General features: G+C 53.0%; 21 protein-coding genes and 2 tRNA genes. 15 read left to right on the forward strand and 8 right to left on the reverse strand.

Annotated elements, in window-relative coordinates; translation table 11 throughout:
* Positions 1-42 precede the first annotated feature (42 nt).
* Positions 43-1,443: a DnaJ domain-containing protein gene (locus VB712_RS12080; RefSeq protein WP_323255000.1), complete on the forward strand. Its 1,401-nt coding sequence runs from the start codon at positions 43-45 to the stop codon at positions 1,441-1,443.
* 47 nt (positions 1,444-1,490) lie between these two features.
* Positions 1,491-1,799: a TIGR03792 family protein gene (locus tag VB712_RS12085; RefSeq protein ID WP_323255001.1), complete on the forward strand. Its 309-nt coding sequence runs from the start codon at positions 1,491-1,493 to the stop codon at positions 1,797-1,799.
* 21 nt (positions 1,800-1,820) lie between these two features.
* Here VB712_RS12085 and grxC read toward each other — a convergent pair whose 3' ends face one another.
* Positions 1,821-2,138 (reverse strand): glutaredoxin 3, encoded by a 318-nt coding sequence (grxC, locus tag VB712_RS12090; RefSeq protein ID WP_323255003.1) that lies wholly within the window; start codon positions 2,136-2,138, stop codon positions 1,821-1,823.
* Positions 2,139-2,406: 268 nt separating this feature from the next.
* Between grxC and VB712_RS12095 the strand changes: the two genes are divergently transcribed.
* A complete protein-coding gene (locus tag VB712_RS12095; RefSeq protein WP_323255005.1) occupies positions 2,407-4,059 on the forward strand; it encodes an AarF/ABC1/UbiB kinase family protein in 1,653 nt (550 codons plus the stop codon).
* Between the two features lie 98 nt (positions 4,060-4,157).
* Here the strand turns inward: VB712_RS12095 and VB712_RS12100 are convergent, their stop codons facing one another.
* On the reverse strand, positions 4,158-4,670 hold the full coding sequence (locus VB712_RS12100; protein WP_323255007.1) for a TIGR02652 family protein: 513 nt from the start codon (positions 4,668-4,670) through the stop codon (positions 4,158-4,160).
* Positions 4,671-4,897: 227 nt separating this feature from the next.
* Between VB712_RS12100 and ureG the strand changes: the two genes are divergently transcribed.
* The 7 genes from ureG to VB712_RS12135 all read left to right on the forward strand — a co-directional run bounded on the left by ureG (position 4,898) and on the right by VB712_RS12135 (position 8,883).
* The gene (ureG, locus tag VB712_RS12105) at positions 4,898-5,497 is read left to right on the forward strand and encodes an urease accessory protein UreG (protein ID WP_323255009.1); all 600 of its coding nucleotides are present in this window, start codon (positions 4,898-4,900) and stop codon (positions 5,495-5,497) included.
* A gap of 96 nt (positions 5,498-5,593) precedes the next feature.
* Complete coding sequence (locus VB712_RS12110; protein ID WP_323255011.1) at positions 5,594-5,854, forward strand: UPF0175 family protein; 261 nt, start codon at positions 5,594-5,596, stop codon at positions 5,852-5,854.
* Complete coding sequence (locus VB712_RS12115) at positions 5,851-6,348, forward strand: DUF3368 domain-containing protein (protein WP_323255013.1); 498 nt, start codon at positions 5,851-5,853, stop codon at positions 6,346-6,348. The genes VB712_RS12110 and VB712_RS12115 overlap by 4 nt, the downstream gene beginning before the upstream one ends.
* A gap of 83 nt (positions 6,349-6,431) precedes the next feature.
* The gene (gene arsH, locus VB712_RS12120; RefSeq protein WP_323255015.1) at positions 6,432-7,034 is read left to right on the forward strand and encodes an arsenical resistance protein ArsH; all 603 of its coding nucleotides are present in this window, start codon (positions 6,432-6,434) and stop codon (positions 7,032-7,034) included.
* A 36-nt stretch (positions 7,035-7,070) separates the two neighbouring features.
* Positions 7,071-7,961, forward strand: coding sequence for an alpha/beta hydrolase (locus VB712_RS12125; protein WP_323255017.1), 891 nt, complete (start codon positions 7,071-7,073; stop codon positions 7,959-7,961).
* A 55-nt stretch (positions 7,962-8,016) separates the two neighbouring features.
* Positions 8,017-8,568, forward strand: coding sequence for a DUF2808 domain-containing protein (locus VB712_RS12130; RefSeq protein WP_323255019.1), 552 nt, complete (start codon positions 8,017-8,019; stop codon positions 8,566-8,568).
* 45 nt (positions 8,569-8,613) lie between these two features.
* The gene (locus tag VB712_RS12135) at positions 8,614-8,883 is read left to right on the forward strand and encodes a UPF0175 family protein (RefSeq protein ID WP_323255021.1); all 270 of its coding nucleotides are present in this window, start codon (positions 8,614-8,616) and stop codon (positions 8,881-8,883) included.
* 5 nt (positions 8,884-8,888) lie between these two features.
* On the opposite strand, the gene VB712_RS12140 is transcribed toward VB712_RS12135, so the two are convergent.
* Together VB712_RS12140 and VB712_RS12145 are read right to left on the reverse strand one after the other, a co-directional pair.
* On the reverse strand, positions 8,889-9,134 hold the full coding sequence (locus VB712_RS12140) for a UPF0175 family protein (protein WP_323255023.1): 246 nt from the start codon (positions 9,132-9,134) through the stop codon (positions 8,889-8,891).
* 52 nt (positions 9,135-9,186) lie between these two features.
* Positions 9,187-10,179 (reverse strand): GntR family transcriptional regulator, encoded by a 993-nt coding sequence (locus VB712_RS12145; protein WP_323255025.1) that lies wholly within the window; start codon positions 10,177-10,179, stop codon positions 9,187-9,189.
* A gap of 91 nt (positions 10,180-10,270) precedes the next feature.
* On the opposite strand from VB712_RS12145, the gene VB712_RS12150 reads away from it, so the two are divergent.
* Both VB712_RS12150 and VB712_RS12155 read left to right on the forward strand, forming a co-directional pair.
* Positions 10,271-11,035, forward strand: coding sequence for a dienelactone hydrolase family protein (locus VB712_RS12150; protein WP_323255027.1), 765 nt, complete (start codon positions 10,271-10,273; stop codon positions 11,033-11,035).
* A 57-nt stretch (positions 11,036-11,092) separates the two neighbouring features.
* A complete protein-coding gene (locus tag VB712_RS12155; RefSeq protein ID WP_323255029.1) occupies positions 11,093-12,034 on the forward strand; it encodes a S1 RNA-binding domain-containing protein in 942 nt (313 codons plus the stop codon).
* Here VB712_RS12155 and VB712_RS12160 read toward each other — a convergent pair.
* On the reverse strand, positions 12,031-13,035 hold the full coding sequence (locus VB712_RS12160; protein WP_323255031.1) for a diguanylate cyclase: 1,005 nt from the start codon (positions 13,033-13,035) through the stop codon (positions 12,031-12,033). The two genes, VB712_RS12155 and VB712_RS12160, sit on opposite strands and share 4 nt — an antisense overlap.
* A gap of 250 nt (positions 13,036-13,285) precedes the next feature.
* Here VB712_RS12160 and VB712_RS12165 point away from each other — a divergent pair, with 250 nt between their 5' ends.
* Together VB712_RS12165 and VB712_RS12170 are read left to right on the forward strand one after the other, a co-directional pair.
* Entirely contained in the window at positions 13,286-15,976 is a 2,691-nt protein-coding gene (locus tag VB712_RS12165) for a polysaccharide biosynthesis tyrosine autokinase (protein ID WP_323255033.1), read from the forward strand.
* A gap of 87 nt (positions 15,977-16,063) precedes the next feature.
* Entirely contained in the window at positions 16,064-16,948 is an 885-nt protein-coding gene (locus tag VB712_RS12170; RefSeq protein ID WP_323255035.1) for a Ycf66 family protein, read from the forward strand.
* A gap of 231 nt (positions 16,949-17,179) precedes the next feature.
* Here the strand turns inward: VB712_RS12170 and VB712_RS12175 are convergent.
* Both VB712_RS12175 and VB712_RS12180 read right to left on the reverse strand, forming a co-directional pair.
* A tRNA-Thr gene (locus tag VB712_RS12175) sits at positions 17,180-17,251 on the reverse strand.
* Positions 17,252-17,258: 7 nt separating this feature from the next.
* Positions 17,259-17,343 (reverse strand) — tRNA-Tyr (locus VB712_RS12180).
* Between the two features lie 287 nt (positions 17,344-17,630).
* Between VB712_RS12180 and VB712_RS12185 the strand changes: the two genes are divergently transcribed.
* Positions 17,631-19,322, forward strand: a complete 1,692-nt coding sequence (locus VB712_RS12185; RefSeq protein ID WP_323255036.1) for a potassium channel family protein — start codon at positions 17,631-17,633, stop codon at positions 19,320-19,322.
* A gap of 164 nt (positions 19,323-19,486) precedes the next feature.
* Here VB712_RS12185 and glp read toward each other — a convergent pair whose 3' ends face one another.
* Positions 19,487-20,686 carry a gephyrin-like molybdotransferase Glp gene (gene glp / locus VB712_RS12190; RefSeq protein ID WP_323255038.1) on the reverse strand — a complete coding sequence of 400 codons (1,200 nt, stop codon included), beginning with the start codon at positions 20,684-20,686 and terminating at the stop codon, positions 19,487-19,489.
* Positions 20,687-20,761: the final 75 nt, after the last annotated feature.

Genomic DNA, 20,761 nt, shown 5'->3' on the forward strand with positions numbered 1-20,761 from the left:
AGCCCTGGTTTAAAATCGAGGGTGATCCATTTTTTAAGCTGCATGAATCGAGGCGAATTGTATTATCGCGTTTTGGGTCTGCCTCCCGATGCGACAGCGGCACAGGTGAAGCAGGCCTATCGCTGTTTGGCCAAACAATGGCATCCCGATCGCTTTAGCACCGATCCTGGCCAACAACAAACTGCGGCCAGTCGGTTTCAGGAAATTAATGCGGCCTACGAATGGATTAAAGCCCAGGGAAACGCGCCACCAACCCCTGAGCCGGCCCCAACTCGCTCCACCAAAGTTTCCAGCCAACCCATTGATCCCAACTTTTACTACGATTTGGCGATGGCGGCGATCCAAAAGGGGGAGGATGAAGGGGCGATCGCCCACCTCACCCAAGCCATTCACCTCAACCCAGATGATCAAAGGGCCTATCAATGCCGGGCCTTCTTGAATGAAAAACTGGGGTTTCAAAATCGCGCCATGGCGGACTTTCGCCGCGCCGCTGAACTCAAGGCGGCTCAAGCTGATCAAGCCCCCTCGGAACCCTCGCCCCCTTCAACAAACCCCAGCCTCCTTTGGCAAGCTCGCCCACCGTTCACCACCCCTGAGCCGATCATGGCCCTGGCCCTCGATCCCACCGGCCAGGCCCTAGCCGGAGGGTTGAGTGGTGGTGAGGTTTGGGTGTGGAATGCGGCAACCGGCAGCCGGGAGCAGACTTTGAGGGGCCATCGTCGCGATGTGGTTCAGGTTGCTTGGCATCCCCAAGGGGAGATCCTCGCCAGTTTTAGCAGCGACGGCACGGTGAAATTGTGGCAGATGACCAAGGGGGAACTGTTGACAACCATCCAGGCCCATGAGCAACCCCTGTTAAGTGGGACTTTTAGCCAAGATGGGGCGTATTTTGTCACCGGCAGCCGCGATCGCACCGTCAAAATTTGGCAAACCCAGCCCCCCCGCCTGCTCAAAACCCTGAAAGGCTATGGGGCGGATGTGAGTGCGATCGCCCCCTGTGCCACCGCTGCCCTCTTTGCCAGTGGTGGCCTTGAACCCCACATCCGCCTGCGGGATTACGCCCATGGCAAAATTAAACGCTCGATCAAAAGCAATGGGGGGGTTTTAAACCTGGAATTTAGCCGCAATGGCCAATATCTCGCGGCTGGAGGCTACAACACCATCGCCCAAGTGTGGAATCTCGCCAGGGATCAGCCTCCCCTCACCTTAGTGGGCCATTCCCTCCGCATTACCACCCTGGCCTTCAGCCCCGATAATCTCCATCTCGCCACCGGGGGTTGGGATAAAACGATCATGATTTGGAATATTGCCACCGGGAAGGCGATCGCCACGCTCACGGGCCACCATGACACAATTTCTGGCCTCGTCTTCAACCCCCAAGGCGATCAGCTTTATAGCAGTAGCTGGGATCGAACCATTCGCTGCTGGCAACGGCAATCCTGAAGATCCCCCAGCAATGGCACAATAACAATATTGTGCAATGGGTTTTTATGATTAACGAATGGTTGCGTTTTCGCGTTAAGCCAGAACTGCGGGAAAAATTTATCCAATTGGATCAGGAAATTTGGGATGAGGCGATCGCCTCTTCTCCCGGCTACCTCGGCAAAGAAATTTGGTTAGGGGCTGCCCCCGATCAGGTGGTGGTGATTGTCCATTGGGAGAGCGAAGAACTCTGGAATGCAGTTCCTACAGATCTCGTTGATGCCACCGAAGCCCGCTTTGCGGCGGCCATGGGGGCAGAAAACTATGAACTCTTGGAAGTTCAGGGCTATCGGATTCGGAAATTGCCCCATAATTAGGGAATGGGCAATGGGGAATGGTTAGGCAGCTTGGCTGAGGCGGCTATCGAGTAAACCCTTTTCATTCAAAGCATAGAGATCATCAGAACCGCCAATATGTTCATCATTGATGAAAATTTGCGGCACAGAGCGGCGACCGTTGGCCCGTTGCGCCATTTGGTCACGGGCGGCGGCATCGCCATCAATTTTATATTCTTGAAAATTCACCCCTTTCCACAACAGCAGGGCCTTAGCCGCAATGCAATAGGGACAGGTTTGCCAAGTGTAGATTTCTACCCGTGCTTTAATTTGTTCGGGATGGCGACCGAGTAAATCATTGAGCCAATTAAAATCCAGCATTGTTCATGAACCCAGATTGAGCGGTTAACGTTCCTATTCTTTCACATTGCCACACCGATGATGGCGAATCTCGTCGGGATGTGCTTTGCATCCGTACTCCAAGACATCCCTTCATTATGGGCTGGAAGGAGATCCCCAATCCCCCCATCCGTCAGGATTCCTTTATTAAGGAAAATTCTCGATCGCCTAGGACGCAAGTTTCCCTGTAGTCTAGAGGATTGCAGTCCTTGATTGTGGACTTGGTTTTTTCTCTGCATCTTGCCCCGCTATGAAAGCACCCCGTTGGCAACGTAAAAAATATTCTCCCCTCACCCGTCAACTGGATATTTTTGGTGTGGCCACTCAGTTTTTCATCCAATTGGGGGGCGATCGCCTCTGGGGGAATGGCAAACGCCAACGCCGTCGCCGCGCCCAGTGGTTAGTGCGTCAACTCCTCGAACTAGGGCCAACGTTCATCAAACTGGGCCAAGCCCTTTCCACTCGCTCCGACCTCATCCCCCTGGAATACGTCGAAGCCCTCAGCGAACTCCAAGACCGTGTTCCCCCCTTTGGCACGGCGGAAGCCATGGCGGTGATTGAGGCGGAATTGGGGGGATCGGTACAAAATTTGTTTGAAGAGTTTGATCCTTTTCCCCTAGCGGCCGCCAGTTTGGGCCAAGTTCACCGTGCCAAACTCTACAGTGGTGAGGAGGTGGTAGTGAAGGTGCAGCGACCGGGGTTGGAGGCGTTGTTTAACCTGGATATTGAGGTGTTGCATCGTGTGGTGCGGTTGTTGAATCAATATGTACCGGGAGCGCGAAAATATGAACTGGAAGCCCTTTATCATGAATTTTTTGGGCTACTCTATCAAGAAATTGATTATATGAATGAAGGCCGCAATGCCGAGCGGTTTCAAAATAACTTTAAAAATTATCATCATATTTTAGTTCCTAAGGTTTATTGGCGCTATACCTCGAAAAAGGTGCTGACTTTAGAATATTTACCCGGCATTAAAATCGATGATCGCCGCACCATTGAAGATTGCCAAATTGATCCCAATCATGTTATTCAATTGGGAGTTTCTTGTTATTTAAAACAATTATTAGAAGATGGCTTTTTTCAATCGGATCCCCATCCGGGCAATATGGCGGTGCGTCGGGATGGTCGGCTGATTTTCTATGATTTCGGTACGATGACAGAGGTGAAGGCCCTGGCTAAAGACCAGATGATTAATACCTTTTTTGGGGTGTTACGCAAGGATACTAATGCCGTAGTGGATAGTTTGATGTATATGGGGCTATTGGAGCCGATGCAGGATATGACTCCGGTGCGGCGGGTGGTGAGTTTTGTTCTGGATCGGTTTCGGGAGAAGCCGGTGGATTTGCGGGCCTTTCAGGAAATGAGTGATGAGGTTTATGTGCTGTTTGAACAGCAACCGTTTCGGCTCCCGGCTCAGATGATGTTTATTGTTAAATCTGTTTCTACCCTGGACGGCATTGCCCGCAATCTCAACCCGCAATACAATTTATTGGCGGCCAGCAAGCCCTTTATTGCCAACCTCACCCAAAATGTCGATAAGGGCAATTTACTGCGCAAATTAGCGAAGCAAGCCCGCTCTTTTGTGCAGTATCAACTCACGAAACCGAGCAGTGCAGAGCAGGCCATTGCGTTGTTAGAAAGTCGAATTAATCAGGGGGAATGGGAGTTTCGCACCCGTTCAGATGTGAGCGATCGCCTTTTGCGCCGCATTCATCTCGCCCTGAAATGCCTGATCTATACCTGTTTAACCGGGTTCACATTCCTAGGGGGCATTGGGCTACTTTTGGGAGGGCATGATGGAGGGGCGATCGCGCTTTTTGGTCTCGCGGCTTTTTGGTTTTTCCTTCTCGCCCGCAATTTAATCAGTCTTTGGGCCAAGGAACGCCTCGAAAAGTTGCTTTAAACCCTTGGGGGCAAAAGATTGCCCCGGGGGAAAAGCTCCTACTCAAACCAGGGCGAAAGATTTTTTGCCCCTCCGACAGGCTTATGCCAACGCCCCTACTAATCAAAGAGACGGAAATAGGGATAACGCACGGGTACGCCTGGCTCTTTCTCTAGGGCGAAATTAATCACATCCCAGGAGGGATCTTCCGCATTTTCGGGGCTGAATACCACCGGCAAGCCGTATAACCGGGGTATTTTTGCATCACTGTTGCCGCTGCGCCAAGGGCTGCTGCGTTCGAGATAGGCACTCACCAACTCTTGATAGCGGTGGGCAATCATCACCTTGGTGGCGCGGTAGCCTTGGGTGTAGAGGCGATCGAGGGCTTCATGGATTTCAAAGCGAATCCCGTCGGGGTGGGTATGTTGGCGATACCATTCCCCTTCCCATTGTCGCCAATGTCGCCCCGATTGCAAATGAACCAATTCCTCCGTTTTCGGATCGGCTTCAAAGGCACCATGGCGGGGACAGAGATAGGTATCGGTCAGGGTCAACGCCGGGATCATTTGGCGACAATGGGGACATTGGATTTCTGTGCCGAAGATCGGGTACTGAAACGCCGGGTTAATCATAAGACCACGCTAATAAAGCTAAATAGAAGCCGCCTGAGGGCTAACGTGGTTTCATTATAGGACTTCCCGCCAAAGGGCTGAGGTTGATTTGCGATCGCGTTTTCCCCTTGGCTGGATTGCTGGCTCTACCCCAAACCCCTCTCTTAAGCTGTGGGAGAGGGGAGTAGTCGGTTTCTTGAATCATTCCGGATTGCTATTATTGGCTTTGATTGTTTCACGGTGAAATCATGGCTGCCTATCGTGTTGGCATTGCGGGCCCAGTGGGGTCGGGGAAAACAGCGCTACTGGATGCGCTCTGTAAGGCGTTGCGGGATCGGTATCAGATCGCAGTGGTGACGAATGATATTTATACCCAGGAAGATGCGCAGTTTTTGGTGCGATCGCAGGCCCTCAGCCCCGATCGCATCCGGGGCGTGGAAACCGGCGGCTGTCCCCACACGGCAATCCGGGAAGATGCCTCGATGAATTTGGCGGCGGTGGAGGAGCTAGAAGCGCTGTTTGACCCGTTGCAGTTGGTGTTTCTCGAAAGTGGCGGCGATAATTTGGCGGCGACGTTTAGCCCGGAGTTGGTGGATCTCACCCTCTATGTGATCGATGTGGCGGCGGGGGATAAAATTCCCCGCAAGGGCGGGCCGGGGATTACCAAATCGGATCTGTTGGTGATTAATAAGATTGATCTGGCTCCCTATGTGGGGGCAGATTTGGAGGTGATGGCGCGGGATGCGGCAAAAATGCGGGGCGATCGCCCCTTTGTCTTCACGAATTTAAAAACCCAACAGGGTTTAGGGGAGGTGTTGGCGTTTATTGTGCAACGGATCATTAATTGATGGGGAAGAGGGGCGATCCTGATCAGGGTGATTCCCAAGGCGATCGCCAGGATACAATGAGGGAGTGATTGTTATTGACCCAGTGGAAGAAAAATCATGAGTAGTTTGGTACTAGAAATCTCAAATGATGTTGCTGACTCTCTTCAACTTCCACCTTCAGAGCGGATCTCTCGTGTGCAACGGGAATTAGCCGTTCGTTTATACCAAAAAGGCTTACTCTCTTTTGGCAAGGCACGGGAGTTAGCGCAAATGACAAAGTGGGAGTTTCACATATTATTAGGAGATGAGCAAATTGAACGGAGTTATGACTTAGAAGAACTACAAAAAGATCTAAGCACATTGGAGCAATTAGATTGAAAGCAATTAGCAACTCATCGGTCTTGATTGCCTTGAGTAGCATTGGGCAATTGTCGATATTAACGCAGCGATTTCCAGGCGGTATTGTGATTCCACAGGCAGTGTGGTATGAAGTGGTGGAAACTAGTGCAGGACGGCCAGGATCAGCAGAAGTTGCGGCGGGATTAAACAATTGGTTGTCTATTGAGGAGGTAAAAAACAAGAGTTTAATACCCCTATTGCAGCAAGATCTAGATCGAGGTGAAGCAGAGGCGATCTTATTATGGATTGAGCAGGCTTCAGAAGCTCTATTGCTAGATGAAAAGAAAGCGCGACAAGTGGGAAGACGGATGAATTCACCAATACTGGGTACTTTAGGTCTCTTAATTTGGGCAAAACGGCAAGGTATAATTATGAATTTACAAGAACAGCTTGATGCCCTGCGTACTGTGGCTAAATTTCGTCTGAGTCAGCAAGTTTATAACGAAGCCCTGAGACAAGTTGGGGAGTTCTAGTTGTTCTAGGGTGGTTTTCTTGTGATTGTTTAACAACCGTCCCCAGAAATGCAACAATTTTTTTTGATGTTTTCCTTTTAGCCATGAGTTTCGACCATCCCCCCCGCATCCTCTTCCTCTATGGCTCCCTGCGGGAGCGTTCCTATAGTCGCCTCCTCGCCGAAGAAGCTGCCCGGATCATCACCGATTTGGGGGCAGAAACCCGCTTTTTTGATCCCCGTGGCCTCCCCCTCCATGGGGCCGAACCCGATACCCACCCCAAAGTTCAGGAATTGCGGCAGTTGGTGCAATGGTCGGAGGGACAGGTGTGGTCAAGTCCGGAAATGCATGGCAATGTTTCCGGGTTGATCAAAACGCAAATTGATTGGATTCCTTTGGAAATCGGGGCGATCCGGCCCACCCAAGGTAAAACCTTGGCGGTGATGCAGGTGTCCGGCGGTTCCCAATCTTTTAATGCGGTGAATACGCTTCGCATCCTCGGCCGTTGGATGCGGATGTTCACGATCCCCAATCAATCCTCGGTGGCTAAGGCTTATCAAGAATTTCACGAAGATGGCCGGATGAAGGATTCCCCCTACCGCGATCGCGTCATTGATGTGATGGAAGAATTGTATAAATTCACAATCCTGTTGCGGGATAAAGTAGAGTACCTCACGGATCGCCACAGTGAGCGGCCCAAGGCCTAACCGCCTCCCCATCCTTCGCTCAACCCCTTAACAACCATGTTCATCTCTACCCCGCCCTCCGCTCTCATCCCCCGTCAATCCTTACCCCTTGCTCCGGGCCTAGATCTGGCCTATCGGGAATGGGGGAAAACTGGGGAGCCGGTGATCCTCCTCCATGGTTTGGCGGATCATGGCGGTGTGTGGTCGAGTTTGGCCCAACGTTTAGCGCCCCACTATCATTGTATTGCGCCGGATTTGCGCGGCCATGGGGAGAGCAGTAAACCGGAAGACCCGGCCGCCTACAGTTTTGCCGCCATGGTGGGAGATTTACAGGCTTTACTCGCGGCGTTGGGGGAATCTTCGGTGCATCTGGTGGGGCATTCTTGGGGGGCGAAGGTAGCCTGTGTGTGGGCGACGGAATGCCCGGCCCAGGTGAAAAGTTTGACGTTGGTTGATCCATTTTTAATCCAACAGTTGCCGGATTGGGTGGGGTTGACGTTTCCCCTCCTTTATCGGACGTTGCCTTTTTTGCAGTTGTTGGGGCCGTTCTTGTCGGAAGAAGAGGCGATCGCCAAGGCGAAAACCCTGAAGCAATATCGAGAATGGACTCCCTTTCAATCAGCAGTCTTTCGGGAGGGTATGGAAGCCAAACCCGATGGCCAATGGGGGAGTAAGTTCACGATCGCTGCCCGCAATGGCATTTTTCAGGAGGTGATCAAGGTGGCGGGTTTGAGGCGATCGCTCACCCTCCCCAGTCTTTTACTCCAACCCACAGCGGGGGTGAATCGCACTGCCTGGCAATTGGCCCCCTATCACCGCTATCTCAGTTCCCTCGACCATCGCGTCATCCCCGGCCATCATTGGGCGTTTCTGTCCGATCCGGAGCGGTGCGAAACGGAAATTTTCACGTTTTTGGAGCAGCAACGCAACCCCGGCACAAATTTTTAAATTTTTAAGTCCAGGGTGAAGAGATCAAACATTTTAAATATTCAGTGAGGTGATGATGCGGATTGCGTCTGTTTTGCTACTGTGGGGGGCGATCTGCGCCAGCGCACCCATCGCCCTCAGTTCGAGCCTGATGCCCTTGGCTCCTGTTGAAGCCCAAACGGAGGCCACGCGCCCCAGTCGTGCACCCCAACTCCTCGAAGCCACCACGACAAATAATCGGGTACGTTCCCGTTATGCCCAATACCGGATCACCCTAGCCTCCCCCGCCGATGCCCAACCCATTGAAGCGATCCAAATCCAGCAACGCAGCGGCACAGAGGCGATCCAACTCCGCTTAGACCAAACACGGGTTTGGGTGAATGGGGCAGCGTGGGCGATCGCCTCCCACAGCGGCAACGGCCACACTGAACCCCTGATCCTCACCTTCGCCGATCCCATCCCCCCCAATAGTGCGATCGTCCTCCAACTTCGCCCCCATTACAATCCCCGTTGGGGCGGTGAATACAGCTACGGCATTACGGTGCTTATGGCTGAAGATTTCAGCCTTTATCTCGGCCCGGCGCGGTTGCGGTTTTACGAGGGCGATCGGCGTATCTGGTTCCCTTAAAATGGTCTCTAACGCCATCAAAATCTCGAATACGGAGCCTCGATCATGCAAATTACCATTGATCTCCCGGAAACACTCATTCAGCACTTTAATCGTGATCACCTCGCTCTTGAAATTCTAGAATCTTTGGTGATTCAAGCCTACCAAACTGAAAAAATTACCCATGGTGAAGTGGGTCGGATGCTAGGGCTACCCTCCCGCTGGGCAGTCGATGCTTTTTTAAAGCAGCATCATGCTGATTTGCACTACGATGAGGTCGATTTAGAGGGCGATCGCACAACCCTCCATCACCTCTGGGCAAACCCTATTCATTGACATGATCACAATCTGCCCATTGCCCGTAGATTTTCAAGATCCTCTTGAAAATCTTCTATCCCGTAGTGGATGGGGATCTGACGACTGGCCAGTAAGTGCTGAAATGTGACAGGGTTCAAGCCTGCAAATCGACTGGCTTGGGCAAGGGTTAGCTTCTCCCGATCAAACAACATCACCGCGATTTCTTGACGCATTTCAGCCTCACTCATCCGGGTTGCGGTTAACATTTCGTTGGAAATAACAATGCTCATTGCTGAATTTCTCGCGACCCTCACTATATTTAACGGGAGGAACAGCCCCAAACTAACCCAACCCCAGTTCTCGCTTCAGGAGATTAATGGATTTCTCGCCAATGTAGTTCTCACTACAGACTAAATCCGGGTGGCGGATTAGGTCATCGCGGAGGTTGAGAATCGCCTGCTTCACCTGCTGATAACTGGCCTTATCACAGAGGATGGTTTGGGAACTGCGGATCAGGGCGTTGACCTTGTAAGTGTCGTTGACTTGGGCAGCAATGACGAGGAGATCATCCCCCCGGAGACTGTGGGCCAGGGTTTCGGCAATGTTGAGGATGCCTGCGCTGAGGCTGACTAAGCCCAAAGTGGTGTTTTTGGGCAGGGTTTTCATCAGGGCTAATTCCTTCATGTAGTCGCAGATATCGACGGGGATGACCCGCACAGAACGGGGGGCGGCGATCGCCTCCGCTTCTTTAATAAAATACCGACTCGTTACCACCGTCCCCGAATGGGTCAGACTCAACACATCCGCCAATTCCTCCAATGGCACTAACTGCACCGGGATCAATAAAGAATCTTCCAACTCCTGCACCATCAATTCCCCCGCCCCCAAATCCCGCGCTGGCACAGTGACTAACACCCGCGCACTACAGCGCAACCGCCAATCAATTTCGGCAAGGAACAATTCCCGCGCTTGGGAGAGGGTACAGCCTTGGGAGAGGAGATCGTCGAGGCTTTTTTGAACGAGTTTGTAGGCTTCGGGGTATTGCTCCAAACTGGGCGATCGCAAATTTGTCCCCCCCTCATGGCCCTGGGGTCGGACATAAATTCCCGATCCTGCCTGGGATTCGACTAAGCCTGTTTCCTCCAATTGCCGGTAAACTTTGCTGACGGTGTTGCGGTGGAGGCCGGTGATCTGGGCCAGTTGGCGGGTACTGGGTAAGCGATGACCGGGGGGATATTGGCGGGAGGCGATCGCAAACTGAATTTGATCAAACAACTGCCGAGAGGCGGGGATATCGCTGTCGGTCTGGATGTGAAATTGCACCGGATTAGCCATAGGAAAACTTAAAATTTGCCAGCAAAGAGACAGAATCGTCTAGTCTCCAGTTTAGGCTGTACAGAGAAATTCTGAAGACCCGTTAATGCTGATGCCTGTTCCATCCCTAAAGACCGTCACCGTTGAGATTCCTAACGGGGATCTCCAGATTCAAGCCTATCTTGCCCACCCCACCAGCGGCGGCCCCTATCCTGGGGTGATCGTCATTCAGGAAATTTTCGGGGTTAACCCCCACATTCGCCAGGTTACGGAACGTATCGCCCAAGCGGGCTATGTGGCCATTGCCCCAGCGATTTATCAACGCCTAGCCCCCGGCTACGAGACGGGCTACACCGCAGCCGATGTGAGCCAAGGGCGGGAATACAAAAACCAAACCACTGCCCCCGAACTCCTCAGCGATATTGGCAGCACAATCCGCTACCTCTACCAACTGCCCAACGTTGCCCCCATCGGGGTGGGAACTATCGGGTTTTGTTTTGGGGGTCATGTGGCCTATCTAGCCGCCACGCTCCCCGATGTCCTGGCCACCGCTTCCTTCTACGGTGCGGGCATTGCTACCCTCACCCCTGGCGGCGGCCCGCCAACCCTCACCCGTACACCGGAAATTCAGGGTCGAATTGAATGCTTTTTTGGGGAGCAGGATCCCCTCATTCCCCTTGAGGAAGTGGAGCAGGTGGCCGCAGCCTTGGCAACCCATGGCATTGACCATCAAATTCACCGCTACCCAGAGGCGGGCCATGGGTTTATGTGCGATCGCCGCGCCGATTACCGACCCGCAGCAGCAGAAGCAGCATGGCAAAAGGTACTAGAGTTATTCCACAGTCAGCTATCCCCCGCGCCATCGGCTAATATTTAAGAGTTATCCGGGGTGATTGGCGACTCTCCCCTTTTCCTATCGTTTTCCTTAATCGTTATGCCTTCTTCTTCCTCTCAACCGTCCTTCTCCATGGATGACTTTGCCCAAGCCCTCGAACAGGAGAGCTATCGTTTTGACTTTGAACGGGGCAAGGTGGTCAAAGGCACGATTATTGAATACACCACCGATGGGGCCTTTGTGGAAATTGGCGGGAAAGCAGCCGGATTTATTCCCCTGGATGAAATTGCCCTCACCCGTGTCCCGGATATTGCCGCCGCCCTCCCCCAGGGGGAACCCTTAGAATTTTTAATCATTCGGGATCAGGATGCCGATGGCCAGGTGATTCTCTCCCGGCGGCAGTTGGCGATCCAAAAGGCTTGGGATGAATTGGTTGAACTTCAGGAAACGGGCAAAACCGTGCAAATGCGGGTCACTGGGAGTAATCGCGGCGGGTTGATGGGCCAAGTGAAAGGTTTGCGGGCCTTTATCCCGCGATCGCACCTGATGGAATCGGAAAAGAAACGCCTCAGCGATGGCACTGCCGATGAACTGGTGGGCCAAGCCCTCACCGTCACCTGTCTCGAAGTTTCCCCCGACCGCCGTAAACTGGTGCTCTCCCAACGGGAAGCGGCCCGCACAGCGGCGATGCGCACCGTAGAACCCGGCGCATTGGTGGCGGGAACAGTGGTGAATATTCAACCCTATGGGGCCTTTGTGGATATTGGCGGCCTAACCGGGTTGCTCCATGTGAAACAGATCAGCCGCAATACGATCCAAGCCCCCAGTACCGTTCTCACCGTTGGCCAAGCGATCAAGGTCGTCGTCCTCGAGATTGACGAGCAAAAAAACCGGCTTTCCTTTGCCACCAAAAGCCTGGAAAGCTATCCCGGTGAGATTCTCGAAAAATTTGAAACGGTGATGGCCAACGCTGAAGAGCGCCATGCCGCAGCCCAGCCGGTATCGGCCCAACCTGCCCCTGAAACCGCCACCGCTGATTAAGCATCGGGTTCCGCTGGCTCTATGGTTTCAAGGGTGATCTCCCGACAATTATTAAATTGTGGGAGCAGGTCACTATAGCTGCAAACAAAACTACAATTGCGCCCTGCTTGTTTCGCATGGTAGAGGGCTTGGTCAGCCCGATTGAAAAGGGTGTCAATGTGATCATCTTGGGGTTCGTAGGCAGACACGCCGAAACTGGCGGTGATGGGCTGTTCAATGGGATGAATTTGCAGATTTTCGAGGTTTTTACGGAGGCGATCGCTCAAAATACTCCCGGCGGTGTGGTCACTATCGGGCAACACCAACACAAACTCCTCCCCTCCATAGCGGCCAAAACAGTCCATGGTACGAATTTGGGATTGCACCATGGCTGTCACCGCTTTGAGGACGCGATCGCCCGCTAAATGGCCATAGTTATCATTCACCCCCTTGAAGTGATCAATATCAAAAATAATCACTGCAAAGGATTTACCATAGCGTTGGGCGAGGCGAAACTGATGGTCGGCAAACTCAAAGAGCGATCGCCGGTTTAAAATCCCCGTCAGGGCATCGGTGCGGGCCAAATGCTCCACCGCATGGAGAGAAGCCTGGAGGCGATTGCTCATATCCTTCAAGCGCAGATGCGTCCGCACCCGTGCCAACAGTTCCAGGCGATGAAAGGGCTTGGTAATATAGTCCACTGCCCCCGTTTCCAAAGCCTGAACACAGGACTCCCGATCCTGACGGGCGGTGAGAAAAATGATCGGAATTTGTTGATGTTGGGGATTGGCTTGGAGTATTTCACACACTTCCAGACCATTGATCTCCGGCATCATCCAATCCAACAAAATCAAGTCCGGTGTCACCGTCGCCAATCGCTCAATTGCCTGCTGGCCATTCATTGCAAAGGTTGTTTTATACCCCACACCTTCAAGGATACTTCCCATAATCTTCAGGTTAGGAGCCGTGTCATCCACGACCATAATCAAAAAGTGAGCGGGATCAAAAGGTTGCAAATTCATGGGTATGGGGGCGAAACGGGGTGAAGCTTGACATGGCTCAATCTCAATCATGATCTTGTAGTTTAAGATAGGAGTATCATGTCTCAGCTTGATTGATCCGGATTTTCATGGGCTTTGTTGGAACAAAGGAACTTGAAATCAGCGTCAGAATTCACGGGATCCGATGTCAGCCCATGAACATCTAGACTATCCTTAAAAAGCAGGGAAGCAAAACTCACCCCCTGAGCGATCTCCACCTGTTGTTTTGCCCATGCGCACCCGTGAACAGTTCGATATTGAAGTTAATATTCGCCAGATTTGGTTGATTATCAAACGTCGCTGGCCGATTATCATCGTCAGCGGTTTTCTGGGGGCGGTGGGTGGGGGTGTGCCTCCCATGTTCGAGACCCCCATTTATCAAGCTGGCGGTACATTACAACTGGTTCCTCAGCAATCGATTTCCTTTGTGGGGTTGAGCAATGATCGGGGCTTACTCAACCCCACCAGTGCCCTGAGCAATCCCCTCGCCACCGAGACTTTGGTGATTAAATCCCGTCCTATCTTAGAAAAAGTCGCCAATCAGCTTCAGTTGCGCGATGCCGATGGCAACCCCTTAGGGGCCGGTTATATCGGGAGTAACCTGGAAGTCGAGATGATTACCCAAACCGATATTCTCCGTTTGGGCTTTCGCTCTGAACGGGCCGCTGATGCGGCCCAAGTGATCAACACGTTGATGAATGTTTACATTGAAAATAATGTTGAAACCAACCGTCAACAGGCCAAAGCTACCCGTGCTTTCATTGATGAGCAACTCCCCAAGGTGGAGGCAGAGCTACAGGGGGTAGAGTTTGCCCTGCGGCGCTTTAAGGAAAATAATGAGGTGATCTCCCTAGAGCGGGAGGCGGGAGTTGTGACGGAAAGTGTCGCCTCCCTTGAAGCCCAAATCCTATCCCAGGAGCGGGAATTGGCAACCGTTAATCTTCGCCTAGAGTTTGTCAATCGGGAGTTAGGCCTTACCCCGGAACAAGCCCTCACCGCCAACGCCCTGAGCCAATCCGCAGGTGTGCAGGAAGTGTATCGTTCTCTCCAGCAGTTGGAATTGGAGTTGGAGAATCAGCGATCGCGCTTCACCGATGCGAACCCCGCTGTTCAGTCCCTCGTTGACCGCAGAAATCGCCTCGAAGCGCTCCTCGCCCAGCGGATCAACCAAATTACCCAAGAAAACCTCGATAACTATGCCATCATCGAAGCGGGTCAACAGGAGCAGACCTTGCGGGCAAGTATTGTCGATGACAACCTCACCAGCTTGGGCTTACAGCGCTCCCTCACTGCCCTGCGGGCCAAGCTCAACAACTTTGAAACTCGAGCCGAACAAATCCCCCGTTTGGAGCAACAGCAGCGGGAACTAGAGCGGAAACATCAGGCAGCAAGGACGACCTATGAGACCCTCCTAGCGGGTTTACAGGAAGCCCGCGTCCGGGAAAACCAAGAGGTGGGGAACGTGCGCATTATTACCCCCGCCGAAGTGCCAATTTTTCCGGCCAATGCGGCGAAACTGATTTCCCTAGAATTGATTGCTGGGGGGATGTTGGGGGGATTTTTAGGGTTTTCCATTGCCATCTTGCTGGAACTCATTGATCGCTCCATCCGCACTGAATATGAAGCCCGCCGCTTTTTCCATCAATACCCGGTGATTGGTACGATTCCCGCTTGGTATCCCCAGGATTGGCCCGTAGCGGCGGAGGGGGAATACCGGGATGTGAACTATAACCTTCCCTTGGTGGAAACCTCCGCTGATCCCACCAGTCCGCTCTATGCGGTGACGGTGGCCTATCGACGGCTTCAGACCAATTTGAAACTGATTAACCGGGAACAAAAAGCCCGCATTTTAGCTGTCACCAGTTCAGTCCCTGGGGAAGGCAAATCGGTAACGGCGGCTAATTTGGCGGTTTCTCTGTCTCTGCTTTCCAATCGGGTGCTGTTGTTGGAAGCGGATATGGCGGCTCCCCAACAGCATGAAATTTGGCGGCTCAATAGTGTGTGGGGGTTGGGGAATGTGTTGCAGGAGCAGATTATTTCTGAGCAGGCGATTCAGTCCATGACTGCGAATTTGGACATTATGAGTGCGGGGATTGTTGCGCCCCATTTGGTGGCATTGCTGGATAGCGATCGCATGGAACTTCTGATCCGGCGGATGTCTGAAATTTATGACTATGTGATCATCGATTCGCCGGCCTTGCTGGTGGCTCCAGAAATGCTGTCGTTGAGTAAACTCACCGATGGTGTGCTTTTGGTGTTGCGGCCGGGTGTGCTCAATAAAACCGATGCTGGGGCGGCTCAGGAAACGCTGCGGCAAACGGATTTAAATATTTTGGGTTTAATCGTCAATGGGGTGAAAAGTATTCAAATCAAAATGCCTCAACCGGACGTACCCGCTACCCCTGAGGAGCCGGTGGCTGTGGATTTCTTGGCTGGTATGCTGAAGCCGGAGTCTACTACGGTGGCCCGGGGTGAGCAGAGTACGGTGGAAGGGCGATCGCCCTCTCCTCATCACCTCAATCAACCCTCTCAACTCCACCAAGCGGATACCGCTGCGGATGTACTGGAAACGGAGGATGGCCCCGAAGAAACGACCTTGGCCATGGAAACGATGGCGGAATATGCTCACCTCTTCCAAGAGGACTATAGTGATACGGCAGTGACCCAAGTCGATGGCGAGGCAGAGGAAGATACCATCGCGGAACATCAAAATGGCCATGGCGATCGCGATACAACCGTCACCTCTAGCAATGGCAATGGCAATGGCCAATCCCATCAGCAAACCATCGTCACCTATCACAACGAGGGTGTGGAGTTGGAGGAAGAGGTGGATCCCGATGCAGACACAGATATTGAACCAAAACCAAAGCCCAAGCTCGAACGAAGCTGGCTCTCTTCGGTGACGCAAACCTGGCGGGATTAACCAGACTTCCCCCAATTGACGATGGGGCAGCCCCGCCCTGTGTTTCAATTGAGAATAAACCCTCCGGCTCCTCAGGACATTTTCCCTATGCTGGCTCACATTTTGGCGATCGCCGTTGCCCTTGGTAGTTTCATTTTTTACATCGCGGCCTTCTTCTTCCCCGAAATACACCGCCCTCGCGATTTGGTTTGGAGTGGGGTGGGGTTATTCTATGCCCTTGTGTTGTGGGTCTGTGCCGGCCGGATTACAGGGGGCGTATTGTTGGGGCAAACCGCTAGTGTTGCTCTCCTGGGTTGGTTGGGGTGGCAAACTCTGACGTTACGCCGACTCAAAACCCCTTTATTAGATCAAACCGAGGTGACTGAAGGAACGGTGGCGCAGGTGAAACAGCGGTTCAAACTGGGGGCATTGTTCCAGCGCCAATCCGATGGAAAATCGAAGCCGGTGGTTGTCGCAGATCCGCCTGAATCGGTCGCAGAAGCAGCCCCTGCTCCTGCTCCTGAATCTGAACTGGAGGCTGTTGTGGCAGAAGCTCCTACCCCAACACCTGAGCCTGAGATGATGGCCGCATCGACCCCAGAACCTGATGGGGATCAGTTTGAAGATTTTCAGGAAGATTTTCAGGAAGATTTTCAGGAATCATCCTCACCCACAGAACCCCCAAATCTTGATCCGTCGGAAGGGGGAGACGAATCTGAATCAGAACCCGATCTAGCAGCGGTTGCTCCCGCTCCAATGCCATCCTCCGAGCCTACATCATCAGAACCCGATGCTCCTCCCCTCCCCACCATGCCGGAAGTGAGTACGGAGGATTTACAAGGGATCCCCGATGAGGATCTCAGCAATATTCCAGAGCCGGATGTGGTGAAAGACCTCGAAGCCCTTGCTGATATTGCCGACACCGATATTGAAGGAGATACCGTGATTAAAGCTGAAGTGGTCAAGGATACCGATCCCGATGCTTGGGGTTAATCAATCCCCTTGTTGCTGAGATCTACCGAGGAACGCCTCGTTGAACATGCGGCAGAGCCGCCAAAGAACCGCGCCACGGCAGAGCCATGGCGCGAGAGGGGTTCTTAGGCTTCATCCTGTAGGGGCGAAAAATTTTTCGCCCTTATACCAATTTTTGCCCCTACCATAATTCCCCCAAGCAGCGCTAGAACTGCCAAAAGCTACGCCAGAGGAGCATCGATTAAAAACAAAAGCCCGCGATGAGGATTGAACTCATGACCTCACCCTTACCAAGGGTGTGCTCTACCACTGAGCCACGCGGGCAAAATTGTGGTGGGCCGAGTTGGATTTGAACCAACGTAGGCGTAGCCAGCGGATTTACAGTCCGCCCCCATTAACCACTCGGGCATCGACCCCTTTAATTTCCACAGTTATTTATCGTAGCAGCAGCACCTTGAAAACGCAAGGAAATCAAGGGAAGAAAATTTGTCCAGACCTAGGGCTGGACAAATTTCTCCCAAATTCAGCAGGTTAGACCCTTCTTCCCCTTAGGGAAATTTGGCTAAAGCAACCTTAGGGGTGAAGGAGAGCATTCGCAACATCGTGATTTGTAATACAATCCGTGGGTTAAAAGTTGGTCACAATGGAAGATGGCATAATCTCGATCAAGGCCATTGTGCCTATGACCACGGAGCGGGGTTCCATGAAACCGAAAATTATAGTCTATGGGTTAGGGCGAACTGGCTACAAAATTTTTCACCTCCTCCGTCAACAGGGCGCTGAAGTAATGGGAGTGAGCGATCGCCCCGTTACGGGTGAAAATGGCGATGATATTATCTTGGGGGATCTGCGCAGCAATAGCACTCTGGTGGCAGCGGGGATTCGCTTTGCCCATACTTTGGTGTTGGCCAATGATGATGATGCCCTTAACCTGGAAGTGGTGACACGGGCGCGGGTGATTAACCCCAAAATTCAGATCATCAACCGCATTTTTAATCACACGTTGGGGGAACGCCTCGATCAAACCCTCAGCAATCATGTCAGCATGAGCGTGGCCAAATTGGCCGCCCCGATCTTTACCTTTGCCGCCTTGGGCAATAAAGCCATTGGCCAGTTGCAACTGTATGATCAAACCTGGCCGATCCATGAGGAAATCATTAACCGGGATCACCCTTGGCTCGGTCGTCGCCTCAGTGAATTTTGGGAAAACCCGACGCGGATGCTGATCTATTACCTCTCTGCGAGTGAGGACTGTGATTTAGTCACCGCAGTTATGGCAGAGAAAACGCTGCAACCGGGCGATCGCCTGATCATCGGCACTCAACCCACGATCCGCGCTGCCCGCCGCTCCCGCCTGCGGCAATTGTTTAAAGCGATTCTCAGCCTGCGCAAATTTCAGCATTATGGCCGCTCGGTGGCGATCGTCACCCTCGCACTCCTCGCGACGATTTTGCTGGCCACCGTTACCTACATCAGCACCAATTTCGACACATCCCCCGTCGATGCCCTCTATTTTTCCGTGGGGATGATCACCGGAGCGGGAGGGCAAGAAGCGGTAGCGGAGCAATCTTCGGATCTGATCAAATTTTTCACCGCTGTGATGATGCTGGTGGGGGCCGGCGTGATCGGGATTTGCTACGCCCTAATTAACGATTTCATCTTAGGGAGTCGTCTACGGCAATTTTGGGCCGCGACCCAAGTGCCTCAATCTCACCATTACATTGTTTGTGGTTTGGGGGGTGTGGGGTTTCGCATTGTCCAGCAGTTAATTGCCCAAGGCCATGAGGTGGTGGTAATTGAACATGACCCGAATAATCGCTTTCTTCATTCTGCCCGGTCTATGGGTATTCCGGTGATCATCGAAGATGGCAGCCTTTCCACGACTCTCAATGCGGCTAATGTCAAAACTGCGGCTTCGTTGGTGGCGGCCACCAGTAGCGATATGGTCAATGTGGAGATTGCCCTTTGTGCGAAGGGGATTGCTGCCCAATTGCCGGTGATTGTTCGCAACCATGATCCTCAGTTTTCCCTCTCAGTACAACAGGTTTTTGAGTTTGATACGGTGCTTTGCCCCAATGAGTTAGCGGCTCCTTCCTTCGCGGCGGCGGCCTTGGGGGGGCGGATTTTGGGTAATGGGATGACTGATGATTTGCTTTGGGTGGCATTGGCGACGATGATCACGCCCCATCATCCCTTTTTTGGTAAGTCGGTGCGGGATGCGGCCCAAGGTTCGGATTTTGTGCCGCTCTATTTAGAAACTCAGGGCCGCCAAGTCCATGGCTGGACGTTGCTGGAAAGCTGTTTACAGGCGAATGATGTGTTGTATCTGACGATGCCCGCTACTCGCCTTGAGCAACTTTGGCGGGCGCACCCGCCGGAGGTGTTGCTCTACTAAACCTACCTACTGAACCTACTGTATGAAATTAATGGGTGTGGGGGTGAAAGATTTTTGTGCCTCCGGCAGGCTTACGCCAACGCCCCCACATTGCCTAACATTGCCTACAGGGGGCGAAGGATTTTTGTGCTTCCGGCAGGCTTACGCCAACGCCTCTACATTTTTCAGATCACCAAAATTTGCACAGGTTCCCCCGCTGCAATTTCCTTCACCCCTACGGGTAAGACGGCGAGGGCGGTGGTACGGGCAAGGTTGATCAGGTTGCCGGAATTGTGACCCCCTGAGGCGGGGTGAAATTCGGGCCGGCCTTGGGGCCAATGGAGTTGTCCCCAAAGATAGGTTTCTCGCTTGCCATCGGCTTTGAGGGTTTGGGGCGATCGCCCCTCCACCCATTGCGGCCCCCAGGGGGCTGCCAATCCCGCCCGTTTTCGCAGGGCCGGAGCGATAAAACGCCAAAATGTCACCAGGGCAGAAACAGGATTGCCGGGGATGCCAAAGTAGAGACATTGGGGAAAATTCGCTACAGTTAACGGCTTACCGGGTTTAATCGCCACACTGCGGATCTGGATATCGCCCCCCAATTCCCCTAACAAGCCCTCTACATAGTCATAATCCCCCACGGATACGCCACCCGTGGAGAGGACGAGATCGGCCTGGCTAATGGCCGCCTCCATTTTGGCCCGGAGCGCATCGGGTTGATCTGGCACAATTCCCAACGGGATCGCAATCGCACCCAGTTGGCTAACTGCGGCAGTTAAGGCCCATTGATTAGAATCGACAATCTGACCCGGTTGTAAGGTGGCATCGGGGGGGATTAATTCGTTGCCGGTGGAGAAGATCGCCACCTTGGGCTGAGGATAGACCAAGAGGGAAAGGGCCTGAACGGTGGCGAGGACGGCCATTTCCGCCGGGCCGATCCGGGTTCCGGCGGGCAAAATTACCTCCCCTTGGCGGCAATAGCTCCCCTGTTTACGGATAAAACCGGGTTGGGGGGGATTGAGGAGCGTGACGCGATCGCCTTCCCGTTGGGTTTCTTCCTGAATGGCGATCGCATCTGCCCCAGGGGGAACCATTGCCCCCGTGAAAATCCGGGCCGCTTCCCCCGGTTGGAGTTGATGGCAGGGAACTTGACCGGCGGCAATTTCTTCGACTACCTCTAACGTCACAGGGCAGGAATGAACATCGGGCGATCGCACCGCATAGCCATCCATCGCGGAATTATCCCAAGGGGGCAGATCCCCCGGACTGGTGACGGGTTGGGCTAAAACCCGGCCTAGGGCAGTGGTGAGGGCAACAGTTTCAGCCTCTTGGGGGGGGTGAATAGCATTGAGAATCAGGTCTTCAGCAACTTGAACAGAGAGCATAATCCAGCAGGGGGAAATCGCATCAATTCTACCCCCTCACCTTTCTGGCCAAAGAAAAGGGGGTAGCCGGTTTGA

It is taken from the genome of Spirulina sp. CCNP1310 (assembly GCF_034932185.1).
Lineage (GTDB): Bacteria > Cyanobacteriota > Cyanobacteriia > Cyanobacteriales > Spirulinaceae > Spirulina.